The following is a 26,052-nucleotide window of genomic DNA, read 5'->3' as shown; positions in this document are numbered from 1 at the left end:
TGCCACAAGACAGGTGACGGGCTTGCGCCTCCTCTGCTATGGATAGGGATAGAATCTCAGCTTTTTAGGTCAGGACAGCTTTATGAGCATTGCGGATCATCAGTCAGATCAGGGCTATCGCGTTCTTGCGCGCAAATACCGCCCCGCGAACTTTGATGACATGATCGGTCAGGATCCGATGATCCGAACCCTGACCAATGCTTTCTCGACCGGCCGCATTGCGCAGGCCTATATGATGACCGGGGTGCGCGGGGTGGGCAAAACCACCACGGCCCGCATTCTGGCCCGGGCGCTGAATTATGAAATTCCCGGCGAGATCGATCAGCCGACCATCGACATGAAAGAAATGGGTTCCCATTGTCAGGCCATCATGGAAGGCCGCCATGTCGACATCATGGAGATGGATGCCGCCTCTCACACCTCAATCAATGACATCCGCGAGATCATCGAAGCGGTCCGCTACAAACCGGTCAGCGCCCGCTACAAAGTCTATATCATCGATGAGGTGCATATGCTCTCCACCGCCGCCTTCAACGGCCTGTTGAAGACGCTGGAAGAGCCACCCGAGCACGTGAAATTCATTTTCGCGACCACCGAAATCCGCAAGGTGCCGGTGACGGTCCTGTCCCGCTGTCAGCGGTTTGATTTGCGCCGCATCGATGCAGCCGAGATGGCCGCCTATATGAAGACCATTTGCGAAAAAGAGCAGGTCGATATCGAGGAGGACGCGCTGCAGATGATCGCCCGGGCTGGCGAAGGCTCGGCCCGCGACTCGCTCTCTCTGCTCGATCAGGCCATTTCCCACGGGGCAGGCAAAATCACCTCTGAGACCACCCGCCAGATGCTCGGTCTTGCCGACCGTGCCCGGGTGATTGATCTGTTCGAAGCGGTGATGAAGGGCGATATCGCCACTGCTTTGGAGGAACTGAAAGCTCAATATGATATCGGCGCTGAACCGGCGGTGGTTTTGTCCGATCTGGCCGACTTTGTCCATCTGGTCACAAGGCTGAAGCTGACCCCGGACGCCAATTCCGATGCGGCCGCAACCGAGGCTGAGAAGAAGCGCGGGCGCGATTTTGCCTCCCAGCTGTCCGTGCGGGTTCTGTCGCGCGCTTGGCAAATGCTGCTCAAAGGGCTGACCGAAGTGCAATCCTCGCCCCGCCCGCTGGCCTCTGCCGAGATGGTGCTGGTGCGTCTTGCTTATGTCGCCGATCTGCCAAGCCCGGATGAAGCGCTGAAAATGCTGACCAACAAGGATTATCGCCCGCCAATGCCATCAGGCGCTGGGTCGGGCCCATCCACCCCGCCAGATGCCCGTCTGCCGGCTGGATCAGAGGCCCGTGCTACACCGAGTGATCCGCCACCCTATGGGAATAATGGCGGAAGTGGTGCCCCAACCGCGATGCATGCGGGGGCTGGCACCGCGACCACACCCGCTGCCATGCCAATGGGGCATGTCGAGCCGATCAAGGAAGACAGGGAGGACCGAGACGACAGGGCCAACCTGCGTCTGGTTGCCAGCCAGAGCGAAAAGCAATTGGCGGCCCGCAGCCCGCAAGCGGTCGACGCCAACCGCCCGCAGCCAAGCAATCAATCGGTCAAACCGGTCATCACCCGCTTTGAGCAGATCGTGGCGCTGGCTCACAAAAATCGTGACATTGCTTTGAAGCTGCAATTGGAAAGCGCCGTGCGGCCTGTCTCGGTCGAACCGGGCCATCTGGTCATTGCCTATGATGGTTTCGACAGTGAAGGCTTCCAATCGAAAATCGGTCGCAAACTCAGTGAATGGACCGGTGATCGCTGGCATGTGGATCTGGCCAATGAAGGGGGCGGAGCCACCCTCTCCGAGCGCAAGGAAGAGCGCGAGCGCGAAGTCCGCGAAGCCGCCGACCAACATCCGCTGGTCGAAGCGGTGCGCAAGGCTTTCCCCGGTTCCAAAGTGGTCGACGTCCGCATCCATCGTGATTTTGAAGAAGAATTCCTTGCCCCCGTCATCGAAGACCCGGCAGACGAGGATGAGGATGCCGTGGTCTTTGCGCTTGATGACGGGTCCGAGCTTGGCTTTGACGACTAGCCCCTTGCAGGCAGGGTCATCGATGGCCCCTTATCCAGACAGACCTTTATCCGGCTTTTTTTGAAAGCGGCTTTCTGAAATAACCGGCGGCAGAAGCCGATATATGCGATCCGTCCCTGTCTCGACTCTTCGGGACAAGCCGAGGCGATCGCCCAACGACAAACGACGAGGATGACCATCATGGATATGATGAAAATGATGAAGAAGGCCAAGGAAATGCAGGCCAAAATGGCTCAGATGCAGGAAGAAGTGGCCCAGATGCAGGCAACCGGCGTGTCCGGTGGCGACATGGTCAAGGTGACCCTGTCCGGCAAGGGCGAAATCGTCGCCATCTCCATCGATCCATCGATGATCAACCCGGACGATGCGGAAATTCTCGAAGATCTGATCATGGCAGCCCACAATGACGCCAAAGCCAAGGTCGAAGCGGCCATGCAGGAAGAAATGCAGAAAATGACAGGTGACCTTGGCTTGCCTGCAGGCATGAAGCTGCCTTTCTGATCGCACAGGCGGTCAGAAACACTCACAAGACCGGCGCTGCCGCCATGGAGGCCGCCGCTGCCGCCATCGCCAACAAAGCATGATCATTTGCCCGCATTGTGCGGCTTGAGATGAGAAGAGACGACAATGGCAAAATCGATGGCTGGTCCGGAAATCGAGGCGCTGATCAAATTGCTTTCGCGGTTGCCGGGATTGGGGCCGCGCTCGGCCCGCCGTGTGGCTTTGCATCTGATCAAGAACAAGGAACAGCTCCTCGTCCCTCTGTCCGCCGCCATGGCCGAAGCGGTCGAGAAGGTGCAGGTTTGCGAGACCTGCGGCAACATCGACAGTGCCAGCCCATGCACCATTTGCACCGACATACGCCGCGACCCGTCGTTGCTGGTGGTGGTCGAGGATGTCTCCGACCTCTGGGCGCTCGAACGCGCCTCGGTGATCAATGCCGGCTATCATGTGCTTGGCGGCACCCTGTCGCCGCTTGATGGCGTCGGTCCGGATGATCTCAACATTGCCGGTCTGCTGGCCCGCACCGCCAAGGGTGAAATCAGGGAGATCATTCTCGGTGTCAATGCCACCGTTGAAGGCCAGACCACGGCCCACTATATCACCGATCAATTGCAGGCTCAGGCCAAAGCCATGCAAGCCGCCGACCCGAGCTTCGAGCCAGTGACCATCTCCCAGCTCGCCCATGGTGTACCCATTGGCGGCGAGCTGGATTATCTCGATGAAGGCACCCTGTTGCAGGCCATCCGCAGCCGCAAGGCGTTCGGCTGAGATCTATTTCAGCACAACCAATTCTTCGAAATGGTTCATGTCTTCAAACGAACAGAAGGCAGGCGGTGCCAGTTCGATGATCGGCGCGGCCTCGCGTAGATCATCGACAATTTCCTTCAAAGCCTTTTCCCATGTCAGCATCGCTTCATCGCTGAAGCGCTCGAGCAGATAGGCAAAGGTGATGTGGAACATATAGGTCTCGTGATCAGGATGGCGATAGCCGAAAATACCGGCCAGCTTGTCACGCCAGACCGTCATCCCCTGCCGGTCCTTTTCTGTGACACCTGCCACCGTGAGGCCATTGGGCGTCGCACCGATGACTTCCACCTTGAAACGACCCGGCGCTTCAAAACCGTCGAGCCGCTCGATATAGGCCTTGGTCATCGCGTCGATCGGCGTATCAAGGGCCAGATCCTCCGGCCAATAGGGCAGCGCCCGGCGCCCTTCGATGATGCCTTGAAACAGCGTCATATGCAGACTGCTTACCGCGGTATAGGCAAGCTTCTCAGCCTCTGGCAGCGACTGCATGCGGGTGCGCGCATCGAGCACGGCTTTGGCAGAGAGAGAATCCTTGACCAAGTGACACACGATCGTGTTGCCCGGTTCTTTCAGAAAGACACCATCTGTTGTGTGCCGGATGCCCATATGGCGCAACGGCGTTTGGCTGAGCGTGGACGAGAAAAAATGCAGCTCTTTAGGCAGGGAGGACAGGGTCATGGAACGCCTCTGATTGAGGGAAGAGGGAGAGCAAAGATAGATAAGCAAGGGGTGTTGCAGTTTGATGACTGAGCCAGCGGTCATAGTCAGCCCACCGCCCGGTGAGACCGGCAAGCAATCAGCGATCATCCATATGAAACAGAGAGGCCATCCGCGCCTCGATCTGGGCTTCGGTCGGGTCGTTCTCGCGCGGCTTGTCCGGTGATGCGATGCCAAAGGGGCGGCGTGGCTGAGGCGAACCAGCAATCTCTTGAGGGTGCGGCTCGGCAGTCGGGGCCGATGCAGCCGTTGCGTTGGCCACGTCGGCTTGAGGGGCATGTTGCCCATCGCGGATCGCCAGTTCGGCTTCGCTGACATCGATATCCTCGATCCGGCGACCCCGTTTGACGATCTTGCCGGTCGAGGTGAGAATCTGGTCGATGTCCTTCTGGGTCTGGCCAAAATGGCTTTGCAGCTTGGACACCCGATCATCAAGCCGGGCGACATCTTCCATCAACAAAGCCACTTCGCGCTGGATGATATGGGCCTGCTCGCGCATCCGGGCATCTTTCAGCACCGATTGCACCACCTGTATCGACAGGGTCAACAAAGAGGGCGACACAATCACCACCCGGCTGCGATGCGCCAGCTGGACAATATCTTCGAACTGCTCATGCAGATCGGCAAACAGACTCTCGGACGGCACAAACATGAAGGCCGTATCCTGCGTCTCGCCAACCAGAAAATAGCGCTCGGCAATGTCCTTGATGTGTTTCTTGACGTCGTTGCGAAAGCGTGTCCGGGCTTGCTTGTCCTCGTCCGGATTTTGAGCATCCTTTACGGCGCTCCAGCCCTCGAGCGGAAATTTGGCATCAATCACCAGAACGGCCGCGTCATTCGGGATGTGAATGACGCAATCGGGGCGGTTGTTGTTGGACAAGGTATATTGGAAATCATAGGCCTGAGGCGGCAGGGCATCCTCGATGATGGCCTCCATCCGCCCCTGTCCGAAGGTGCCTCGGGTCTGCTTGTTGGCCAAAATCTGCTGCAACTCGACCACCCGGCCCGACAGTTCGGTGATGTTGCCCTGTGCCTTGTCGATCACTGCCAACCTTTCATGCAGGGCCCGCAAATTGTCCCCTGTCGCCTTCTGGCTGTCGGTCAGGCTCTTGGAGACGGTCTGGGTCAGGCGATGGCCCATGCCGTCCATCCGGTTGGTCAGGGCTTGGGCCATTTCACTCTGGCGGGAGGAAAAGATCTCCGACATGGTCTGCATGCGTCCGGTCATCTCGGTCTGCAGCCGTGTCAGTTCTTCCACCTGTGCCCGTTGCGCCCGCGCTTCGGCAAACGCATCATCGCGCTCGCGAGACTGCTTTTGGACTGATATCAGCACCCACACAAGCATCAACCCGAAAAGGCCGATGGCGCCAAGAAGCAGGTCAAACAGGGTAAAGCCATGCTGGCCAATGGTGATCGCGATCTCATTCATGCCGCGCACTATAGATCGATTCGTCAGAGTCAGAAACAAAAAGAGAACACGGCAGTCGGACACCGCCTCCTCCTTTTCGACAAAACCCCCGGAAATCGGCCCGATTGGCCCTGTTTGTGATTGACGCCAGCCATGCCAGGCCTTACATCACCTCCCATGGCTGTAATGGATATCGTAAAATTGCCGGACCCGATCCTGCGCGAGCAATCGGCTCCCATCGAGCGCGTCGATGATGACCTTCGACGCCTTGTCGAAAACATGTTTGAAACCATGTATGACGCACCGGGCATTGGTCTGGCGGGCGTGCAGGTTGGTGTGACAAGACGGCTCTTCACCGTCGACTGTGCCAAGGAAGGCGACGACAAGAAGCCGCTCTGCTTCATCAACCCGGAAATCATCTGGAAATCGGAAGAGATCAGCACCTATGAAGAAGGCTGCCTGTCGATCCCGGAATATTATGCCGAGGTCGAGCGTCCCGCCGAGATCAAGATCCGCTATATGGATCAGTTTGGCAAGGATCAGGAAATGCATTGCGATGGCTTGTTGGCCACCTGTGTGCAGCATGAATTCGACCATCTGAATGGTGCGCTCTTCATTGACTATATCTCGAAATTGCGTCGCGACCGGGTGATCAAGAAATTCGCCAAACTTGCCAAGCAGCAGGAAAAGCAGGGCATACTTTAGGGCGCTTGCGCTGAAATGCCCATTGCGCTGTCATCGCCCCGGGCGAAAGGCGCCAAGACCAGAAGCAAGGATCAATCATGGTGCGTGTCATCTTCATGGGAACCCCGGATTTTGCGGTTCCGACCCTGATGGAAATTGTCGGGCAGGGCCACGACGTGGTTGCGGTTTACAGCCAGCCGCCGCGTCCCGCCGGTCGTGGCATGGATGAACGCAAGACGCCGGTGCATGAAAAGGCTTCTTTGCTTGGCCTGCCGGTTTTCACCCCCACCTCGCTGAAATCGGAAGAAGAGCAGGAAAAATTCCGCGCCCTTGATGCCGATGTTGCGGTGGTTGTCGCCTATGGCCTGTTGCTGCCCAAAGCCATATTGGATGCACCGGTTGAGGGGTGCCTCAATCTGCATGGCTCGCTGCTGCCTCGTTGGCGCGGCGCGGCCCCCATCCAGCGGGCCATCATGGCAGGGGATGCTGAAACCGGTGTGCAGGTGATGCGCATGGATGAAGGGCTCGATACCGGCGATATTGCCATGTCCGAGACCATTGCCATCACGAACACCATGACCGCCCAAGACCTCCATGACCGGATGATGGTGCTTGGTGCTGACCTGATGGTCCGTGCCTTGGCGGCCCTGTCCCGTGGCTCCCTTGGCTCGCAGCCGCAGCCTGAGGAAGGCGTCACCTACGCCAAGAAAATCGACAAGGCCGAGGCGCGGATCGATTTTGCCAGCCCGGCATCCGAGATCCACAACAAGATCCGTGGTCTGTCGCCATTCCCCGGTGCGTGGTGCGAAATGACCATTCGTGGCAAGGCCCAGCGGGTGAAAATCCTGCGCTCCGAGCTGGCCGATGGCCAAGGCGCCCCCGGCACTTTGCTTGGCGACGACATGACGGTCGCATGCGGCGAAGGGGCCATTCGCCTCATCGAGCTGCAACGGGCCGGCAAGGGCGCGATGAAGGCCGACGAGTTCCAGCGCGGTGCAGATTTGAAAGTCGGTGAGGTGATCGGCTAGGATGCCTCGCTACAAGCTTCTGATTGAATATGATGGCCGTCCCTTTGCCGGTTGGCAGCGGCAGGACAATGCGCCGACCGTGATGGGGCTGATCGAACAATCCCTGTTCAAATTCACCCGCGAGCAGGTCACCCTGTTTGGTGCGGGGCGAACGGATTCCGGTGTCCATGCCACCGGGCAGATTGCCCATTTCGATCTGATGCGCGATTGGCATAGCCAGAAAGTGCGCGAGGCGCTCAATCACTTTTTGAAGGAAACCGGCGTCGCTATTCTGGGCATCGAAAAGGTGACGGATGCCTTCGATAGCCGCTTCATGGCCACCCGCCGCTATTATCGCTATCGCATCTGCAATCGTCGGGCACCGCTGACCTTTGAAATGGGCCGCGCTTGGCAATATAGCTATCCGATTGATGTTGATCTGATGCAGGAAGGCGCCAATCGGCTGATTGGCCATTTCGATTTCACCACCTTCCGCGCCACCGCCTGTCAGGCCAAAAGCCCGTGGCGGACGATGGAGAAGTTGACCATTTCCCGCGAGGGCGAGTGGGTCTATCTGGACGCCATGTCACGCTCGTTCCTGCATAACCAGATCCGCTCGATCGTCGGCTCGCTGGCCGAGGTCGGATCACGCCGCAAGCCGGTCGAATGGGTCAGTGACATTTTGGAAGCCCGCGACCGCCGCGCCTGCGGCCCTGTTGCGCCTCCGGACGGGCTTTACCTAACGCAAGTCGACTATCCGGAAGATGCCGATTTCGTCATCCCCGAAGCCCCATGGCGCGGCCATAGCAAGGGCTAAGCGGCAGGCAGGGCTTCGGTCAGGCGGTCAAACACCATGATCGACCATAGCGCCAAGACCAGCATCAACACCGCAAGGCCAATTGCCATGCTAGGTGGACAACCAAGCACAAAGCGATAAAGCCGGTACGAAATCCAGAGCGTGAAGCCATAAATGCCCAGCAAGACCATCAATGCGAGGATCGCGGGCACAAAGCTCAACAAGGCAAAGGCGCCGGGCAACAGAATGATCATCAGCACCACAACGCCGAGCCAGTTCATGCTGACAATCAGCGGCACCAGCCGGTCGCGAAAGCCAAAGATCGTACAAAAGCCGAAAAAGACCAGCGGACCCATGCCCCAGTCCAACAGCAATTCCAAGCCATACAGCCCCAATCCCCCCTCGCGGAACAGCAAGAAATTGTCCATCTGACCAAACAGGAAGGCATAAAGCAGGCGGATCGGCTCGACGATCACAATGGCCAGAAAGGACAGCCATAGCCCGCGCCGTGACACATCCATTCCATACAGCGCGTCATCCTGCCCGCGAACAAAGGCCCAGGCCAGTTCCAGATGATAAAGGATGTAAGACATGGGGCCTCTTTGGAATAACCACGGATGAAAGGTGCCGATGGGCAGAGACATAATGCCCCTGTTCTTTACAAGCAAGTCGAAACAAAAAAGGGCCAGCAATGCCAGCCCTTTTCCGATCGATCTTTCAACGAGATTTATCCCTTGATGCCGAAATAATGCTCGAGGAAGTCGAGATAGATTTCGCTCAGGGTCTCCAGATCCTTGATGTCGGTATTCTCATCGATCTTGTGCATCGTTTGGCCGACCAGACCGAATTCGATGACCGGGCAATAATTCTTGATGAAGCGGGCATCCGATGTGCCGCCATCAGTGGAATGATCCGGCGTGCGGCCTGTGATGCGCTCAACCGACGCGGTGAAATTGTTGATCAGGCTCTCCGACTTGGTCAGAAAGACCTGCGAAATGTCCGGCTGCAAATCCAGCGTCACGTCGAAATTGTCATTTGGCAGCATGTCCTTGGCGTGGCTGAGGACAAAATCGGCGATCTTTTCAGGGTTCCAGACATCATTATAGCGGCAGTTGAAACGCGCTTTGGCTGATTTCGGAATGAGGTTCCAGGTCTCGTTGCCGACATCGAAGGAAATGAATTCCAGATTGGTCGGCTGGAAATAATCCGTCCCATGATCAAGGATGGCATGGTTGAGACGGGCAACGATGTCTGCCAGAACCGGCACCGGATTGTGCGCCAGATGTGGATAGGCCACATGGCCCTGCTGGCCGGTCACCGTCAGGGTGCCTGACTGGCTGCCACGACGACCCACCTTGATGGCATCCCCCAAAGCGTCCGGGTTGGTCGGCTCGCCCACGATGGCATCAGAGAAGCTCTCGCCACGTTCCTTGGCCCATTCGAGCAACTTGATGGTGCCGTTGAGCGCCGGGCCTTCTTCATCGCCGGTGATCAGAAAGGAGATGCTGCCCTGCGGCAGGCCATGCAGTTCGATGAATTTCAGCGCAGCGGCGGCAAAGGCACCGATGCCCCCCTTCATGTCCACCGCACCGCGGCCATAGAGCTTGCCGTCCTTAGTCTCACCGGCAAAGGGAGGCAAAGTCCAAAGGCTTTCATCCCCCGTTGGCACCACGTCGGTGTGTCCGGCAAACATCAGATGCGGGCCTTCGCCGCCCGAAATCTTGGCAAACAGATTTTCCACGTCCGGCGTGCCGTCCTGGCTGAAGACGGGGCGCTGCACTTCAAAGCCTTTGGGGCTCAGCAATGTGTCGAGATAGGCGAGCGCGCCACCTTCTTTCGGAGTGACGCTGGGGCATTGAATAAGATTTCGGGTGACTTCCAATGCGGTGGGGGCGTTGGTCATGACAGAGGCTGCTTTCATGGTCTGGACGGATCCCGGCAACCGGTTCGGCCACCTCGGTAGGCTTGGCCGGTCTGGATCGGGTGCACAACAAAGTCTCAAGCCGCTCATCCGCAGGAAGCGGGGCGAACGGCACGGGCATCACGGCAGCAAATCGGCAAATGGACATGCGCAGGATTGCTTCATGGCACAGAGAACCGATTTGCTCGGTGTCACGCAGTCTAGGGCCCGTCTGCGACAGAAATCTGGCAACAGGCGACAAATCGATGATTTGCGGGACGTAAGATTGCGACGTTGCAAATCGAAGTCTGCGGGCGCTACCATAGTGAAGCCGCGCCCAGCCTTCAATCCCGAATATCCAGGAAGCAGCAATGCAAACATGCTGACCCGACTGGTTATTTTCCCGCAACCGGGAAATTGGCAGAATTGTCGGAGGTTGCGCTCGCATCCGTCTTGCGATGCACCTGATCCTCTTGTGTTGCTTCTTCGTCAGGAGCGGGATCCTTTGTGGACAGTTTGCTTTTCAAAAGGCCCAGATCGATGAAATAGATCAGCCAGAAGGGCAGGATCAGTGCCAGATACCCAATCCGCCCCTCAATGGGTATAGAACAGGACAAGGGATAATGGGGGGCCAAAGCACTCAGCGTCGCAAGGATCGGCAGGGCATAGGCAAAAAAGCTCAGATGCCCCCGACCGCGCGCCCGCAACCGCTTGATGACGACACAGTACCACATGAAAAAGAAGGTCGCCGCCATCACGGCCAGTGCCCCATAATAGACCTGACCGAGGGTCGTGGTGGGATCCATCGCACAGAGATAGTTTTCATGCACACGGAACAAAAAGGCCGCCGCAATCTCCAGCGGAAAGAGCCACAGATGGGCCAGCCAGAATTGCTGGCGATTGATTGTGCCCCGGCTGTCAAACAGCAGCTGTTCGAAGGTCATAGCATGATCCAATCCATCCGGACACCTCGGGGGGCTTCGGCCCGTGTGAGGTGACCGTGACATCTTACAGGTGGTGTGCTGAAGGTATGCACATTTGGATGTTTGAAAGGATAACGCCATTTGTCCCCAAAAGGGGGACTTTCTTAACCGTCATCACCATTTTCATTCTCTAGCCCACCGGTCAGGGGAGCGACGATCTCATCTGGCGCTCCGAATGCACTCTGGGGCAAGCGCCCTTGGGGATAAGACAAACAAAAACCCCGCAACTGGAACAGTGCGGGGTTCGAGAATGTCAAAGATCTTTAGGGGATCAATCGCGCAGCAGCTCGTTGATCGAGGTTTTGGAACGGGTGCGCTCGTCGACACGTTTGACGATGACCGCGCAGTAAAGGCTCGGACCAGCAGACCCGTCTGGCAGCGGCTTGCCTGGCATGGCACCGGAGACAACCACGGAATAAGGCGGTACTTCACCCATGAAGATTTCACCGGTATTGCGATCGACGATCTTGGTGGAGGCACCAAGATAGACACCCATCGACAGCACTGAGCCCTCACGGACAATGACGCCTTCGGCAACCTCGGCGCGCGCACCGATGAAGCAATTGTCTTCGATGATCACCGGACCGGCCTGCAAGGGTTCCAGCACGCCGCCAATACCAGCGCCGCCGGAAATATGCACATTTTTGCCGATCTGGGCACAGGAGCCAACAGTTGCCCAGGTGTCGACCATGGTGCCTTCACCAACAAAGGCCCCCAGATTGACGAAAGATGGCATCAGCACCACACCCTTGCCGATATGGGCAGAGCGGCGCACGATACAGTTTGGCACGGCACGGAAACCGGCTTTCTCGAAATCAAGACCGCTCCAGCCGTCAAACTTGGAAGGCACCTTGTCCCACCAGGTTGCATCGCCCGGACCACCCTTGATGATTTCCATCGGGTTGAGGCGGAAAGACAGCAACACGGCTTTCTTCAGCCACTGATTGACCACCCAATTGCCATCAGCGCCTTTTTCAGCCACGCGCGCCTGACCACTATCCAGCAAGGTCAGCGCCTTTTCGACCGCGCCGCGAATGTCACCATTGGTGGTGTTGGTGATGCTGTCGCGTTTCTCGAACGCGTCGTCGATCATTGTTTGAAGGGAAGCCAAGTCAACCTGCGTCATGTCTTTTTGCCTTTTTCTCAAGTGCACGTCCTGCCCGGTTCCGGTGACAAAGCCACGGTGAGCCGGTGCGGGGAACGGCGCAATCTGTCTTCCGTTTCTTGCACCAAGCGAGATGGCTCGGTCATTGCAAAGACGGAAACTGTCTCTGTACAACATCCATCTCTGGGCCAGTCAAGATTGGATATGGCACATGCTTCAATCACCCGCACACACCCTCTTGCACGAGTATTCGGCCAAACCATAAGCACCCTAGTAGCGGTGTCAATATAAAGTCGGGGCAATCAGGGGCATTTCGAGGTTATGGACAGATAAAGTTCCCGGCAAACACAAGTGCGAGAGTCGAAATTTCCTGCGCTTAAATAGATTGTTTAAAAATATGGCGTATCTATTTGGTTTAGGGAGTGTCGCTAAAGTATTCTTGCGCAAAACGTTAAGAAAAGTTAAGTTTTGCTTCTCTTTGCAGGGTTGTCACCTTTTTGACGTTTGGGTAAGGCGATCAACTTTGCGTGAGACAGACTCCGATGGGGATGGGGAAATGGCAGAATAGAGCGCTTTTTCCGGTTGGCACCGCGCTGGGTGAAAACGCCTCTCCTGAGGAAAATATTCTTGTCTGACCAATATAGACAGATATACTGATACGATATTCTCGAATGTGTATTGCTGCCGGCGTGGGTGGTTCTCAGGATCATCCTTCGGCCCGAATGTTGAATTGAAGCCAGCCGGAAAATCCGGGCCTGACGTATGGAACGTTTGACCAAGGATGGGGTGGTTTCCGATCGAATGAGGGAAAAGAATTGGTTCACCAAGGGAAAGCGCCGAGCAAGCTGATGCTCACTGTTACCGTGCTTCTGTCCAGCACCGCTGTCGGAGCTGCGGCTGGCACGCCTGTCTCGCAACTGCCTGTTTCCAGCAAGGCTGAAAAACATCTGGATCCTACGTTGGACGCGCCTGTGCAGATCATTGTCTCGCGCAAGGATCAGCGTCTGCGGGTCTTCAAGGGCGGTGAGGAAATTGCGACCTCGCGTGTTTCGACCGGCAAGCGCGGCCACACCACCCCGACCGGCATCTATTCCATTCTGGAAAAGCGTCGCCGCCATTTCTCCAACCTCTATAACAGCGCGCCGATGCCTTACATGCAGCGCCTGACATGGTCTGGCATTGCCTTGCATGAATCCAATTCTGTGCCGAGCTATCCGGCGTCCCATGGCTGCATCCGGTTGCCCAACGGCTTTGCCAAAAAGCTTTTCAGCCTCACCGAGCGTGGCGCCCATGTGGTGATTGCCAATCGTGATGCTGCACCGGAACTGATTGCCCATCCGGCGCTGTTCCAGCCAGAGGAAATGACCTCTTTCGACAAACTGTCGTCCGTACAGGCAGTCGAACGGCAGGCCAGCAAGACCTTTGGCAAGGTTGCCCTCCTGTCCGACAAGCCACCGCTTGATCCGTTGGCCCATCAAATGGCCAAGCGCCTCAACCGGTTTGCTGAAATCCGCCAGAGCGACAAGCCCTTGCGTATTTTCATCACCCGTCAGGCCAAAGGCAATCTGGTCCATGAAGTCCAGACCTTGCTGAACAAACTGGGCTTTGATGCGGGCGCGCCCGATGGCCTTGTGGGCAAAATGACACTGAGTGCTGTCAACGCTTTTGTCGCCTCCAAGAAAGACAGCATCGAAAGCCGCCAGTCTTCAATCTCCACCAAGATCGATCAGACCCTGCTGGCGCAATTGTATCAGGCAGCAGGCAAGGGCGCAGTGCCGACTGGCCACCTCTTTGTGCGTCACAATTTCAAGCCCCTGTTCGATGCTCCGATCCAGATCCGCAATCCTGAGCAAGTGCTCGGCGCTCACCTCTTCACCGCGTCGCTTTCGCGTGAAGAAGAGGGTAAGCTTGATTGGCGGGCGCTGGCTCTTGGTGACATGCTGACAGCCAGGCTGCAAGACCGCTATGGGGTGACTGATCCGGGCGCCGATGATGGGATCGTGGCGTCCACAGACATTCTCGATCGTGTCATCATTCCTGATCATGTCCGCGCGCAGGTTAATCACCTGATTGGCAATGGTGCATCGCTCACCATATCCGATCGAGGCTTCAGCCGCGAAACCACGCCACAAGGCACGGATTTCATTGTGTTGACCAAACCCTCCTTGCCGAAATATGCCAAGAAGACGCCGGCCAAGGTCAAGAAACAGCGCGTGGTGAGAAAAATCACCAAGCCCAAGCGCTCGGTCGCAACAGTAAAAAAGCCAAAGAGCCGCGGCATCTTCCGCCTGTTCAAGAAGCGCAATAGTGCGCAGGTCGCCAGCAACTAGAGGCGCGACCATTTGACAATCAAAAAAGCCCGGACCTTGCAAAAGATCCGGGCTTTTTTCTTATGGTAGGGTCGGTGCGGGATCACTCGACAGAGAACTGGTCGTCGAAGCTATAGCCTGAGCCACGCACGGTGCGGATGGGATCTTTCACCCGGCCCCGATTGATGGTTTTGCGCAGGCGCCCCACATGGACATCTACGGTCCGCTCGTCGACATAGACATCATGGCCCCAGACCCCATCGAGCAGCTGTTCGCGGGAATAGACACGGCCCGGATTCTGCATCAGAAATTCCAGCAGACGATATTCGGTCGGGCCCAGATTGACCTCGCGATTGGCGCGTTTGACGCGATGGGTCTCCCGGTTTAGCTCCAAATCTCCGGCCTTAAGGATGGTTGCGACCAGATCCGGGCTGGCCCGGCGCAGGATTGCCCGCACACGGGCCATCAGCTCTGGTACGGAGAAGGGCTTGACCACATAATCATCAGCACCGGTGGAAAGTCCGCGAATGCGCTCGGATTCCTCGCCCCGCGCCGTCAGCATGATGACGGGGAGCTTGAGGGTTTTCGGTTTCGCACGCAAGCGCCTGCACAATTCGATGCCAGACAGTCCCGGCAGCATCCAATCCAGAAGCAACAGGTCTGGAAGGGTTTCCTGCAACCTGCTCTCCGCTTCATCACCGCGGGCAATAACCTCTACCTGATAGCCTTCGGCTTCCAGATTGTAACGCAGAAGAAGGCTAAGGGCTTCTTCATCCTCCACGATCATTACTTTGGGGCTCATAGCCAAATGTTCCACATTCCGAAGATCCGTGCCTGCAGGGGCAAAAAATCGGATCATACCTTCAAGTTGGCACGACATCCAAGACGACGTCATGCCCGTTTTTGATGGACGATGTCAGGAGACCAGACGGCTCCTTGAGCATCACAGGGGACGATCATCCATCGTATGCCCGGTTTTCACATAATAGATCGTTTCAGCGATGTTGGTTGCATGATCTCCGACGCGTTCGAGATGTTTGGCAGCAAACAGCAGGTTGGTGCAAACGGTGATGTTGCGTGGATCTTCCATCATGTAAGTGAGGAACTCACGGAACAACGAATTGTACAGGGCATCCACTTCACGGTCCTTCTGGACCACGGCCAATGCCACATTCTCGTCGTGGGCGGTATAGGCATCCAGCGTCCGGCGCAGCTGGTCAAGGGTGATCTCGGCCATATGCTCGATGCCGTGCATCAACTGCTTTGGATGGCTGCGGCCTTCCAGAGCCAAGGCGTTGCGGGCAATATTCTTGCCCAGATCGGCAACGCGCTCCAGATCGATGGAAATGCGCAGGGCTGCCACAATCTCACGCAAATCCTTCGCCATTGGTTGGCGACGGGCGATGGTGAGAACGGCTTTCTCTTCGATTTCCTGATCCAGCTTGTTGATGAGCGCATCCTTTGCGACCGTTGCATGGGCCGCACTCATGTCCATGCGGACCAGAGAACTAACAGCTTCTTCCACCATGCGCTCTGCATGGCCACCCATTTCGGCAATGCGGCCGGTCAGCTCGCGCAGGTCGTCATCATAGGACGAGACAATATGATCAGACATTCTTGGTATTCCCCTGATAGTCGCTCATTTGGCGGCCAGAATGTGCTGATTCCAGCCTGCCGCGAAGTCAAAAAGCTTAGCCGAAGCGGCCGGTGATATAGTCCTGCGTCCGCTGATCTTTCGGGTTGGTAAAGATCATATCGGTTTGGCCTTCCTCGACGAGATTGCCAAGATGGAAGAAAGCGGTGCGCTGAGACACACGGGCAGCCTGCTGCATGGAGTGGGTCACGATGACGATGGTGTAATTCTCGCGCAATTCGTCAATCAGCTCCTCAACCTTTGCCGTGGCGATCGGGTCAAGGGCCGAGCAGGGCTCATCCATCAGGATGACTTCCGGGCTGACCGCGATGGCGCGCGCAATGCACAGGCGCTGTTGCTGCCCACCGGACAGGCCGGTGCCTGGCTCATCAAGGCGGTCCTTGATTTCTTCAAACAGACCGGCCTTCTGCAAGGAAGAGACAACAACCTCTTCCATCTCGGCCTTGTTGCGGCAAAGACCGTGAATGCGCGGGCCATAGGCCACATTCTCGAAGATGCTCTTGGGGAATGGGTTGGGCTTCTGGAACACCATGCCAACGCGGGCACGCAGCTCGACCACATCCACCTTTGGGTCGTAAATGTCACTGTCGCCAAGCTTGATGGCGCCGCCGACGCGACAAATGTCGATCGTGTCATTCATCCGGTTCAGGCAACGCAGGAAAGTCGACTTGCCACAGCCGGACGGGCCGATCAGTGCGGTGACCTGATTTTCTTCGATCTTCAGATCGACATCGAACAGAGCCTGCTTCTCACCATAATGGACGGTGACTTTCTCGCCGGACATCTTGATCGGCTTCGCACGCGCGGAGGCGTTCTGAATATTCGGGTTGGTATCCTGCATGGTCAATGCTTTCACTATCCTGTTCGGGGCTCGCTTGTTCTGAACTCGATTGACCTGTGGTCATCGGCGAGCGCGGGAATAACGTTGGTTCACGGCGTCGCTGACTACCAGCGACGCTCGAAGCGGCGACGCAGAAGCACCGCAGAAATATTCATCAGGGCGAGGAAGCCCAGAAGGATCATGATGGCAGCCGAGGTGCGCTCGACAAAGGCGCGTTCCGCTGCACCGGCCCACATGTAAATCTGGACCGGAAGGGCGGTCGCCGGATCAAACGGATTGACTGGAAAATCCTTGACGAACGCCACCATGCCGATCATCAGCAACGGTGCGGTTTCCCCAAGGGCCTGAGCCAGACCAATGATGGTGCCGGTTAGAATGCCCGGAGAGGCAAGGGGCAGCACATGGTGGAAAATGGCTTGTGTCTTGGATGCACCAACCCCGAGGGCCGCTTCCCGGATGGACGGTGGAACCGCCTTCAAGGCAGAGCGGGTAGCGATGATGATGGTTGGCAGGGTCATCAGCGTCAAAACGAGACCGCCGACAATCGATGCGGACCGTGGCAGACCGGCAAAGTTGATGAAGACGGCCAGACCCAACAGGCCAAACACGATGGAAGGCACCGCAGCAAGGTTGTTGATGTTGACCTCGATCAGGTCGGTCCAGCGATTTTTGGGTGCAAACTCTTCCAGATAGATCGATGCAGCCACCCCGATTGGCAGAGCCAGAACCAGAACGGTGATCATCATGAAGATTGACCCGACAACCGCAACCCCGATACCGGCCGTCTCGGCACGGGACGAAGCACCGAAGGTGAAGAGGCCGGTATTGAACTTCTTGTCCATGATGCCCCGTTCGCGCAGATCGTCGATCCAGCCAATTTGCTGGTCGCTGATTTGGCGACGGCTTTCAGGAATGTCGCGGGAAATCTGTCCCTTGACGAAGCTGTCGACATCCCCGTCGGCCAAAAGCCACATGGTTTTCCGGCTGCCAATCAGCGAAGGATCGTTGAGAACCATGTCACGGATTTCAATGGCGGCACCGCGGGAAATCAGCTTTTTGGCTTCCCGCATTTCCTTGCGCTTGGTCTTGTCCTTGGGATCAATGCCCAGAGCGCGATAAAAGGCCGGCTCAATAATCTTGTTGTAGCGAATGGCCCGCTGCAATTCACTGCGGGATCGGTTGCCCGACGGGTCGATAACCTGCTCGTCAAGATAAAGATCGAGACGGACCTGGGTCTGTTCAAAGGCGGTATAGCCCTTTGAGACGATCGACCAGAACAGGATGATCAGAAACAGGATGCCCATTGCGATCGCTGCAACCCCGCCCAGACGGAAGCGCGTTTCCGACGCGTAGCGTTTCTTGAGACCGACCTCGCGATGGGCATTTTCAACAACCGAGTCGACTTGATTTGGTGTGGTATCAGTCATCAGTCATACTGCTCCCGATATTTGCGCACGATGTGCAAGGCAAAGACGTTGAGCCCTAGCGTGATACAGAACAGGGTGATCCCCAGAGCGAAGGCAACAAGGGTCTGCGGCGAGGTGAATTCAAGGTCACCGGTCAACTGGCTGACAATCTTTACTGTCACCGTGGTCACGGCTTCGAACGGATTGGCGGTCAGGTTGGCGGCAATACCCGCAGCCATCACCACGATCATCGTCTCGCCGATGGCGCGTGAGGCGGCCAGAAGGATCGAGCCGACAATGCCCGGCAGGGCCGCAGGCAAGATCACCCGCTTGATGGTTTCCGATCGGGTGGCGCCCAGACCGAGCGATCCATCACGCAGCGACTGCGGCACCGCGGTGATGATGTCGTCCGACAGGGACGAGATGAACGGGATCAGCATGATACCCATCACGAAACCGGCTGTCAGCACCGAGTTGGCCGAGATGGTCAGGCCGATCGAAGCACCCGCATCGCGGAAGAATGGGCCTATCGTCACGAGAGCGAAGAAACCGTAAACGATGGTTGGGATACCGGCCAGAATTTCCAGCAGAGGCTTGGCAGTAGCCCGCACCCGCTTGGTGGCATATTCCGCCATGTAGATGGCGGCGAACAGACCGATTGGCACAGCCACCAGTAGGGCGACCATCGAAATATAAAGCGTACCCCAAAGCAGCGGAATGAGGCCAAAGGTGCCGCCTTCTGAATCGACCTGACGGCCAACTGACGAGAAACGAGGGTCCCAAGAGGTGCCGAAGAAGAAGTCCAGCGGATTGACATGGCCAAAGAAGTGGATTGCCTCGAACAGCATCGAGAAGACGATGCCGACCGTGGTAAGGATGGCAATCGATGAGGCCAGGATCAGGGCAACCTTGACATTGGCTTCGACCAGATTGCGGGCCCGCAAGGCTGGCTGGATGCGACGATAGGACAGAAACAGACCAAGAAACAGCAACAGCGCAATGCCGCCATACATCACATAGCTGGTCAATTGTTTGACCTCATTCAACCGATAGGCGGTGTGAACAACGGTCTTGTTGACATTCTCTGCAAGTGCGACGCCATATTTTGCAAGGGTTGGCCGCACTGCAATCAGGCCACTGCGCAGCTGGATCCGTTCGTGTTCGGACAGGTAGGTCAGGCCATCGGCGACATTGCTGACGACGCCAAACATCAGAGCCCGACGGGTGTCGTGGGCTTCATACTCATCCTTGTCAGAGCAGATTTTCGGCTGGTCTGCGTCCTGTTCCCCTTCGATGCCGCCCATTGCATGGGAACAGGCCTGCAGGTAGCCTGTCCGCAATTCGGTATCGACCACGGAATTGTTGACAATCGGCTGAGCAATCATCACAGCCACCATGAAAACGATAGCTGGGAGTGCAGTCCAGATTAGAACGTAGGAACCGTAATATCCGGGTCGTGAATGGAGAGCTGACACATTTCCGTTGACGCTGGCTATGGCGCGGCTGCGCCCGAGAAAGGATCCCACCAGTGCGAAAACAAAAATAGCAGCCAGAAGCCAAAGCGGGCTCATAGCGACCTGTCCCTTGAACAATGCGTTAGTGACGCAGTTTCAACTCTGAGATTTCTCCGGTCTGCCCCATCTGTTTCGCGGTTGCCCTCGCGCAACGAATGTCAGGCCAAGGCCGGAAAACGCCTCAATGAAGGTTCCTGACGGCGGGCATGGTGTCGATTACCAGAGCCTGTCAGGAGGCTCAGCCGAATGGCAAGAAGCGGCTGAAATCTGGGTACAAAAAAAGCCATGCGCGCATCGCGCGCATGGCCAGACGGCAACCCTTAGAGGGTTTTGCCTTCTTTGATTGCAGCGTGGATCGCATCACGCTCGGAAGCAGGAGCAGGAACCAGACCATATTCAGCGGTCGGAGAACCTTCACCGGTCATGTCGTCGGACATGAAGAAGTCAACATACTCTTTCAGGCCAGGAATGACGCCCAGATGCGCTTTCTTGACATAGAAGAACAGAGGACGGGACACAGGATAGGTACCATCAGCGATCACGGCAGCGTTTGGAGCAATACCGGACATGGTGGCAACTTTCAGCTTGTCGGTGTTGTTTTCGTAGAAAGCAAGACCGAAGACGCCGATGCCGGTTTTGTTGGAGTCGATGCGAGCAAGGGTTTCGGTATAGTCGCCGTCAATGTCGACAGACTTGCCGTCTTTACGAACCTTGAAGCACTCTTTGGCAGCTGCTTTTTTGTCCAGGCCGGAAGCCATGTACAGATCGAAAGCGCCAGCGGCTTTACAGCCAGCTTCGAGAACCTTGGTTTCGAACACTTCACGGGTACCGTGCTTTTCACCAGGGATGTAAGCAGCGATTTCCCACTCTGGGAAGGAAGCGTCGATTTCGGACCATTTGGTGTTCGGGTTGTCAACCAGCTTGCCGTCAACAACGGTTTTTGGTGCCAGAGCGTTGAACCAGTGGATTGGTTCGAATGCAAAGTCAGCGCCATTGATGTCAGAAGCGAAGACAATGCCGTCATAACCGATTTTGACTTCAACGATTTCCTTGACGCCATTTTCGCCGCAAGACTTGACTTCGGAATCTTTGATTTTGCGCGAAGCGTTGGCAACGTCGATGGTCTCTGGGCCGGTGCCTTTACAGAATTCTTTCAGGCCAGCGGAAGAGCCACCAGATTCAACGATTGGGGTTTTGAAGTCTGGGTAGTTTTCACCGAAAGATTCAGCAACGATGGTTGCGTAAGGAAGAACGGTGGAAGAACCGGCAACCTGAACCTGATCGCGGGCCTGAGCAGCGGTGCCGGCGAGAATGGTGGTTGCAGCAAGAGCAGCTACACTAGCAAAAGAAGCAAATTTCACGTGACCTCTCCATAAGTCAGTTTTTTGAACGGACAGGTCTTCTATGACCCAACATGACCGTTCTTGATAGGTACGGGCGTCTTGGCATCGGGCACGAAATGTGCGCTCGCAAAAGCCGTCAATCGCTCGAGACAGGCGGACCCTATCGCTCGGATGTGATGGGTATATGACACTTATATTTCAGTATTATGACAATTTAAGAGTCTGTATTTGTTGGAGAATTTTTTGTATAGTCATTTTCTTGTCACAAAGTGTCGATCTCTGTGACAGGGAGTCGCACGTCAAAGGTCGCACCTTCCCCTGCCTTGCTCTCAATCAACAACTTGCCACGATGGCGAGTCAAAATATGTTTGACGATCGCCAACCCCAGACCAGTGCCCTTTTGCTCACGCGATGAGGCAACATCAATGCGGTAGAAACGCTCGGTCAGGCGCGGCAAATGCTCTGCCGGGATTCCGGGGCCGAAGTCTCTGATTTTCACCGAATAATAGGATTTCCCGTCGGCTGGATCATCCAGAAGGTCGCAGAGAATTTCAACGCGCTTGCCGCTCTGACCATATTTGAGGGCGTTCGAGACCAGATTCTCAAACACCTGAACCAGCTCGTCCCGGTCCCCTGACACCCAGCGGCTAACCGAACAGTCACAGGGGGTGATGGCAACATCATATTCCTTGGAGAGCGGGGTCAGGGCGTCGGCCACATGGCGCACGATTTTGCTCAGATCCACCCGCGTGTCCGGCTGAACATGGGCTTTCATTTCAATCCGCGACAGGGACAACAGATCCGAGATCAGCCGTGACATCCGTTCAGCCTGATCGAGCATGATGCCCAGAAAGCGCTCGGTTGCCACCTTGTCGCCACTGGCAGGCCCTTGCAAGGTTTCGATGAAGCCAATGACAGACGCCAAAGGCGTGCGCAATTCATGGCTGGCATTGGCCACGAAGTCGGCCCGCATCCGCTCGATATTCTTCTGCTCGGTCTGATCATGCAGCAACATCAAGATAAAGTCCGGGCTTTCCCCGGCTGGCTGGTCGCCGGACAGATGGATCGGCGTCACCCAAGCCTCGTAAAGCCGCTCGCTATGGTCTTTAAGGGAATATTCCACCTTCTGCATCTGCCCGCCATCCAGCACATGATCCAGCGCCGCCAGCATGTCCGGCTGGCGGATGCGAAAGGATAGGGGGTCCCCTTCCTTAACATTGCCGAAGATGGTCGAGCCAGCCTGATTGGTGAACCGCACGATGCCGCGCCGGTCAAGAATGAAGCAAGGGTCCGGCAGTGCAGCCGCCAGCTTGCGCATGTGAATGTCCGGCATCATGGTCAGGCGGCGTGCTTCGGCTCGCACCTTTAGCCTCGTCACCTTGGGGCGGCGCGGCAGGATCATGGTCGCCAAGACCACAGCGCCCATGACAAGCGCGACATGGAGAAGCTGGATCTGGTCCTGAAGATGCAGCCACAACAGGCCTATGGCCGCAACCACCAAGGTCCAGCGAGCGTGCGCCAACCGGTTCAGGGGACCGCTATCCAGAATATAGCCATTGGCGGCAGCATCATCCGGCGCCAGTCTTCTTTTCTCAGGGGTCATTCTCGTTCAATCCATCCAGAAGCGTGGCAGAAACAGCACCAGTACGGTTAGCAATTCGAGGCGCCCCAACAACATGCCAAAAGAAAGCAACCATTTTGCAACATCATTGAGAGGTTGGAAATTGCCTGCCGGGCCGATGATATGGCCGACACCCGGCCCGACATTGGCAATGGCCGTGCCTGCCCCCGACAGGGCGGTGACAAAATCCAGACCGGTGAGTTGTAGCAATATGCCGAGCACCAGAAAACTCAGAACATAAAGGAAGAAGAAGCTCATCACCGCGACCGAGACACTGTCATCAAGCGGATAGCCGCCATAGCGCTTGACGAAAACGCCATTGGGGAAGACGATCCGGTTGATATGCTGCTTGATCACCTGAAACATCACCTGCAACCGGAAAATCTTGAGGCCGCAAGCCGTTGATCCCTGACAGCCGCCGATAAACATGATGAAGAAGAAAAAGGCGATGGTGAACGGCCCCCATGCCTGATAATCGGTCGAGGCATATCCGGTGCCGGTCATGATCGAGACCACATTGAAGGCTGCATGGCGCAAGGCTTCGCCGCCCTGAAACAGGCCGGACTCGATGGCATAGAAGGCCGCGATCGAGGTGAAAAAAGCCAGCAGACCGAAAAAGGTCAACACTTCGGAATCCGAAAACAGGCGCCTGCTGTGGCCGCGCAGTGCCTGAATATACAGAATGAAGGGCAGGGAGCCGATGATCATGAAGATGATGGCGATGATTTCGATCTGGGCACTGCCATAATGACCGATGGAGGAATCGTGCGAGGACAAGCCGCCTGTGGCGACCGTTGTCATACCATGGACGACCGCATCCAGCGCATCCATCCCGGCAGCGTGATACAGAATGCTGCAAAGCGCGGTAAAGACGATGTAAAGAGCCGTCAGTCCAGCAGAAATCTGCGTCGCCCGCGGCAGGATCTTCTCCGCTGTGCTGAAGGCCTCTGCCTGAAACAGCTGCATGCCACCCACCTGCAACATCGGCAGGACGGCAATTGCCATCACGATCACACCCAACCCGCCAAGCCATTGCAGAATGCCCCGCCAGAGCAGAACGCCTGCCTGCATTTGGTCAAGGCCTGACAGGACGGTCGAACCGGTGGTGGTGATTCCCGACATGCTTTCAAAGAAGGCATCCGTATAGCTTGGGGCGGCTCCTGACCATAGAAGCGGCAAGGCCCCAAAGGCCGCCAGAGAAAACCAGGACAGGACCGTCATCACAAAGGCCTGCCGGAGGGTGAAGTCCACCTTGCCACTCCGCGTTGCCAGCCAAAGCCCGCCGCCGACAAAGACCGTGATTGCGCCTGAGGTGGCAAACACCCGCCATTGCGGGTCGCCAATGGCGAAATCGACGAGGGCGGGCAGGAACATGGCTGCTCCCAGCACGGAAAGCAGTGCGCCGATCACCAGCAAGACAGGCCTTACATCGAGCAACATCTGAGAGCAGTGCCTTCCTCAAAGAGACAATCTTGTCACAGCAGGCCGCGAAGGGCCATGTGGACAGGGTCAGTTCAGTGTGATGCTTCGGTTCGGGATATCAAGCGAAAAGGACGGGATGATCACCTCAAACAGCGAACCATCCTCTGCTTCCATCTGAAAATGTCCCGACATGATACCGGACTCGCTGTCGAGCGGACATTGAGAACTGTAGGAGTAAGAATCGCCTGCCTCGATCAGCGGTTCTTCGCCGACGACCCCACGGCCGCGCACTTCCTGAAGGCGGCCTTGCCCGTCGATGATTCGCCAATAGCGTGACCGCAACTGGACATCGCTCTGTCCCAGATTGCTGATTTCGATGTGATAGGCCCAGACATGGTGGCCTTTTTGCGGTGAAGAGCGGTGGGGCTGATATTCCGTTTCAACCATCACCTGCACCGAATCTGTTATCGCTTTATAGGTATACACGCTTTATCCTCGGGAGCGGTCGCCTGACGGTCTGCCCATCATTTGGTCGCCATGATTTCCCGTCGAGTCAAGACAGAGAAACCAATGGACTTCAAGTGTTTCTAGCGAAAAAGTTATCAAATGTGCATGGCAATTTGGTCGGCCAAGCCCCTTATGAATGACAAAGCCCCCGGACTGGCCCTTGGTTCAGTCCACGAGACACAAGCGCCCCAAGACTGAGCTGCATGGAAAGTGACGATTATGTTTGACGCCCGCCTGCGCCGCTTCATCGATCCACCGATGAATGAAACCGGACGATGGATTGCCCGAAACGGCATCACGGCCAACCAGATCACCAGTCTTGGTTTGCTGCTGGGGGGCTTGGCGGGAGCGGCGATTGTCATGGAGGCCTACTGGCTGGGTTTGTCGGTGTTGCTGGTCAGTCGGGTTATGGATGGCCTTGACGGTGCGGTGGCCCGCGCCAGCCGCAAAACCGATCTGGGCGGCTATCTCGACATTGTCTTCGACTTTATATTCTACGGCCTCATCCCGCTGTCCTTTGCCTTCGCGCGTCCGGAAGACAATGCCCTGCCGGCGGCCGTTTTGCTAATGGCTTTCTATGCCAACGGGGCAAGTTTTCTGGCCTATGCGATCATGGCCGAGAAGCGCCAGATCAACACCGAAAGCCATGGATCCAAGTCGCTTTACTTCACGGGTGGATTGGCAGAGGCCGGTGAAACATTCGCTGTTTTCGCCGCCTTTTGTATTTTCCCCGACCATTTCGCTCTGATCGCCTATGTCTTTGCTGGCGTTACTGCTATCACCACCATTTCGCGGATCGTGCTGGCGACCAGAGTGTTCAGCCATGATGATCTGTCAGACGAGGATACGTCCCGGACATGAAGCTTTCTCACTGTGCAATCGATGGTTTGACCTTCGCCTTTTACAAGGCGCGGGGCGATTTTCAGAACAAACTCGTTCGTTGGTCGACCAGATCGCACTATTCCCACTGCGAAGTGATCTTCTCCCTTGCGGAACTGGAGCAAACGGTGCTGTGCCATTCCTCCTCCTCGCGAGATGGAGGCGTTCGGTCCAAGGACGTGTACTTGCATCCGGACCATTGGGATCTGGTTCATCTGCCCCTATGTTTCTTTGATCCCGAACGGGCGGATCGCTTGCTGACAGAATCTGCCGGCGCGCGCTATGATTATCCCGGCATCCTGCTCAGCCATGTCTTCTCTCTCAATCGCCATTCTGAAAGCCGCTGGTTCTGCTCGGAATTCTGCGCGGCGCTGATCGGGATCCCGAACCCGCATACCTACAGCCCGCAGGCTTTGTATGATCTACTCATCTATTTGCGGATCGAAACCGCAGCCCTGTGGGCCGATGATTGCCAACAAAAGCCAGTGGCAGGTGAGGCATCTGGCAAAGGGGTTGACAAAGTGTCCGGCAAAAAACAAGCCTGCGGCTGTCAAGCCAAAGGGGCCTGATC

Annotated in this window: 24 protein-coding genes; 9 read left to right on the top strand and 15 right to left on the bottom strand. The window is 56.6% G+C overall.

The window, feature by feature from the left end:
- Positions 1-82: 82 nt before the first annotated feature.
- The 3 genes from FDK21_RS10100 to recR all read left to right on the top strand — a co-directional run bounded on the left by FDK21_RS10100 (position 83) and on the right by recR (position 3,346).
- Entirely contained in the window at positions 83-2,074 is a 1,992-nt protein-coding gene (locus tag FDK21_RS10100) for a DNA polymerase III subunit gamma/tau (protein WP_138148420.1), read from the top strand.
- Between the two features lie 177 nt (positions 2,075-2,251).
- Positions 2,252-2,575: a YbaB/EbfC family nucleoid-associated protein gene (locus FDK21_RS10095; protein ID WP_114008533.1), complete on the top strand. Its 324-nt coding sequence runs from the start codon at positions 2,252-2,254 to the stop codon at positions 2,573-2,575.
- Positions 2,576-2,701: 126 nt separating this feature from the next.
- Positions 2,702-3,346, top strand: coding sequence for a recombination mediator RecR (recR, locus tag FDK21_RS10090; RefSeq protein ID WP_138148419.1), 645 nt, complete (start codon positions 2,702-2,704; stop codon positions 3,344-3,346).
- Between the two features lie 3 nt (positions 3,347-3,349).
- On the opposite strand, the gene FDK21_RS10085 is transcribed toward recR, so the two are convergent.
- Positions 3,350-4,063 (bottom strand): DUF1868 domain-containing protein, encoded by a 714-nt coding sequence (locus FDK21_RS10085; protein WP_138148418.1) that lies wholly within the window; start codon positions 4,061-4,063, stop codon positions 3,350-3,352.
- A gap of 118 nt (positions 4,064-4,181) precedes the next feature.
- Positions 4,182-5,531: a DNA recombination protein RmuC gene (rmuC, locus tag FDK21_RS10080; RefSeq protein ID WP_138148417.1), complete on the bottom strand. Its 1,350-nt coding sequence runs from the start codon at positions 5,529-5,531 to the stop codon at positions 4,182-4,184.
- A 156-nt stretch (positions 5,532-5,687) separates the two neighbouring features.
- Between rmuC and def the strand changes: the two genes are divergently transcribed.
- From def to truA, 3 genes are all read left to right on the top strand, one after another.
- On the top strand, positions 5,688-6,215 hold the full coding sequence (gene def / locus FDK21_RS10075) for a peptide deformylase (RefSeq protein ID WP_114007602.1): 528 nt from the start codon (positions 5,688-5,690) through the stop codon (positions 6,213-6,215).
- Positions 6,216-6,295: 80 nt separating this feature from the next.
- Positions 6,296-7,222: a methionyl-tRNA formyltransferase gene (fmt, locus tag FDK21_RS10070; protein ID WP_138148620.1), complete on the top strand. Its 927-nt coding sequence runs from the start codon at positions 6,296-6,298 to the stop codon at positions 7,220-7,222.
- A 1-nt stretch (position 7,223) separates the two neighbouring features.
- Positions 7,224-8,018, top strand: a complete 795-nt coding sequence (truA, locus tag FDK21_RS10065; RefSeq protein ID WP_138148416.1) for a tRNA pseudouridine(38-40) synthase TruA — start codon at positions 7,224-7,226, stop codon at positions 8,016-8,018.
- Here the strand turns inward: truA and FDK21_RS10060 are convergent.
- The 4 genes from FDK21_RS10060 to dapD form a co-directional block, all read right to left on the bottom strand.
- The gene (locus FDK21_RS10060) at positions 8,015-8,590 is read right to left on the bottom strand and encodes a hypothetical protein (RefSeq protein WP_138148415.1); all 576 of its coding nucleotides are present in this window, start codon (positions 8,588-8,590) and stop codon (positions 8,015-8,017) included. The two genes, truA and FDK21_RS10060, sit on opposite strands and share 4 nt — an antisense overlap.
- A 134-nt stretch (positions 8,591-8,724) precedes the next feature.
- Entirely contained in the window at positions 8,725-9,918 is a 1,194-nt protein-coding gene (gene dapE / locus FDK21_RS10055; RefSeq protein WP_246657546.1) for a succinyl-diaminopimelate desuccinylase, read from the bottom strand.
- Positions 9,919-10,292: 374 nt separating this feature from the next.
- Entirely contained in the window at positions 10,293-10,841 is a 549-nt protein-coding gene (locus FDK21_RS10050; RefSeq protein WP_171022021.1) for a DUF805 domain-containing protein, read from the bottom strand.
- Positions 10,842-11,151: 310 nt separating this feature from the next.
- A complete protein-coding gene (dapD, locus tag FDK21_RS10045; RefSeq protein ID WP_114007597.1) occupies positions 11,152-12,006 on the bottom strand; it encodes a 2,3,4,5-tetrahydropyridine-2,6-dicarboxylate N-succinyltransferase in 855 nt (284 codons plus the stop codon).
- A gap of 827 nt (positions 12,007-12,833) precedes the next feature.
- Between dapD and FDK21_RS10040 the strand changes: the two genes are divergently transcribed.
- Positions 12,834-14,315 (top strand): L,D-transpeptidase family protein, encoded by a 1,482-nt coding sequence (locus tag FDK21_RS10040; protein ID WP_138148413.1) that lies wholly within the window; start codon positions 12,834-12,836, stop codon positions 14,313-14,315.
- A gap of 82 nt (positions 14,316-14,397) precedes the next feature.
- Here the strand turns inward: FDK21_RS10040 and phoB are convergent, their stop codons facing one another.
- From phoB to apaG, 9 genes are all read right to left on the bottom strand, one after another.
- Positions 14,398-15,096 carry a phosphate regulon transcriptional regulator PhoB gene (gene phoB / locus FDK21_RS10035; protein ID WP_138148412.1) on the bottom strand — a complete coding sequence of 233 codons (699 nt, stop codon included), beginning with the start codon at positions 15,094-15,096 and terminating at the stop codon, positions 14,398-14,400.
- Between the two features lie 141 nt (positions 15,097-15,237).
- Entirely contained in the window at positions 15,238-15,909 is a 672-nt protein-coding gene (gene phoU / locus FDK21_RS10030) for a phosphate signaling complex protein PhoU (protein WP_114007595.1), read from the bottom strand.
- Between the two features lie 76 nt (positions 15,910-15,985).
- Positions 15,986-16,789, bottom strand: coding sequence for a phosphate ABC transporter ATP-binding protein PstB (gene pstB / locus FDK21_RS10025; RefSeq protein ID WP_114007594.1), 804 nt, complete (start codon positions 16,787-16,789; stop codon positions 15,986-15,988).
- A 104-nt stretch (positions 16,790-16,893) separates the two neighbouring features.
- Positions 16,894-18,216 carry a phosphate ABC transporter permease PstA gene (gene pstA / locus FDK21_RS10020; protein WP_138148411.1) on the bottom strand — a complete coding sequence of 441 codons (1,323 nt, stop codon included), beginning with the start codon at positions 18,214-18,216 and terminating at the stop codon, positions 16,894-16,896.
- Positions 18,216-19,766, bottom strand: a complete 1,551-nt coding sequence (gene pstC, locus FDK21_RS10015) for a phosphate ABC transporter permease subunit PstC (RefSeq protein ID WP_138148410.1) — start codon at positions 19,764-19,766, stop codon at positions 18,216-18,218. Before pstC ends, pstA begins: the two co-directional genes overlap by 1 nt.
- A 263-nt stretch (positions 19,767-20,029) precedes the next feature.
- Positions 20,030-21,070: a substrate-binding domain-containing protein gene (locus FDK21_RS10010; RefSeq protein ID WP_138148409.1), complete on the bottom strand. Its 1,041-nt coding sequence runs from the start codon at positions 21,068-21,070 to the stop codon at positions 20,030-20,032.
- 244 nt (positions 21,071-21,314) lie between these two features.
- The gene (locus FDK21_RS10005) at positions 21,315-22,655 is read right to left on the bottom strand and encodes an ATP-binding protein (protein ID WP_138148408.1); all 1,341 of its coding nucleotides are present in this window, start codon (positions 22,653-22,655) and stop codon (positions 21,315-21,317) included.
- Between the two features lie 6 nt (positions 22,656-22,661).
- Complete coding sequence (locus FDK21_RS10000) at positions 22,662-24,113, bottom strand: TrkH family potassium uptake protein (RefSeq protein WP_171022020.1); 1,452 nt, start codon at positions 24,111-24,113, stop codon at positions 22,662-22,664.
- Positions 24,114-24,182: 69 nt separating this feature from the next.
- Positions 24,183-24,581 carry a Co2+/Mg2+ efflux protein ApaG gene (gene apaG / locus FDK21_RS09995; RefSeq protein WP_198662753.1) on the bottom strand — a complete coding sequence of 133 codons (399 nt, stop codon included), beginning with the start codon at positions 24,579-24,581 and terminating at the stop codon, positions 24,183-24,185.
- A 240-nt stretch (positions 24,582-24,821) separates the two neighbouring features.
- On the opposite strand from apaG, the gene FDK21_RS09990 reads away from it, so the two are divergent.
- A complete protein-coding gene (locus tag FDK21_RS09990; RefSeq protein WP_138148407.1) occupies positions 24,822-25,463 on the top strand; it encodes a CDP-alcohol phosphatidyltransferase family protein in 642 nt (213 codons plus the stop codon).
- Positions 25,460-26,050, top strand: coding sequence for a hypothetical protein (locus tag FDK21_RS09985; RefSeq protein ID WP_138148406.1), 591 nt, complete (start codon positions 25,460-25,462; stop codon positions 26,048-26,050). Before FDK21_RS09990 ends, FDK21_RS09985 begins: the two co-directional genes overlap by 4 nt.
- Positions 26,051-26,052: the final 2 nt, after the last annotated feature.

The sequence above is a fragment of the Cohaesibacter sp. CAU 1516 genome (assembly GCF_005771485.1).
Lineage (GTDB): Bacteria > Pseudomonadota > Alphaproteobacteria > Rhizobiales > Cohaesibacteraceae > Cohaesibacter > Cohaesibacter intestini.
The sequence above is the reverse complement of the archived record's forward strand: the minus strand, read 5'-3'. Positions and strand labels throughout refer to the sequence as shown.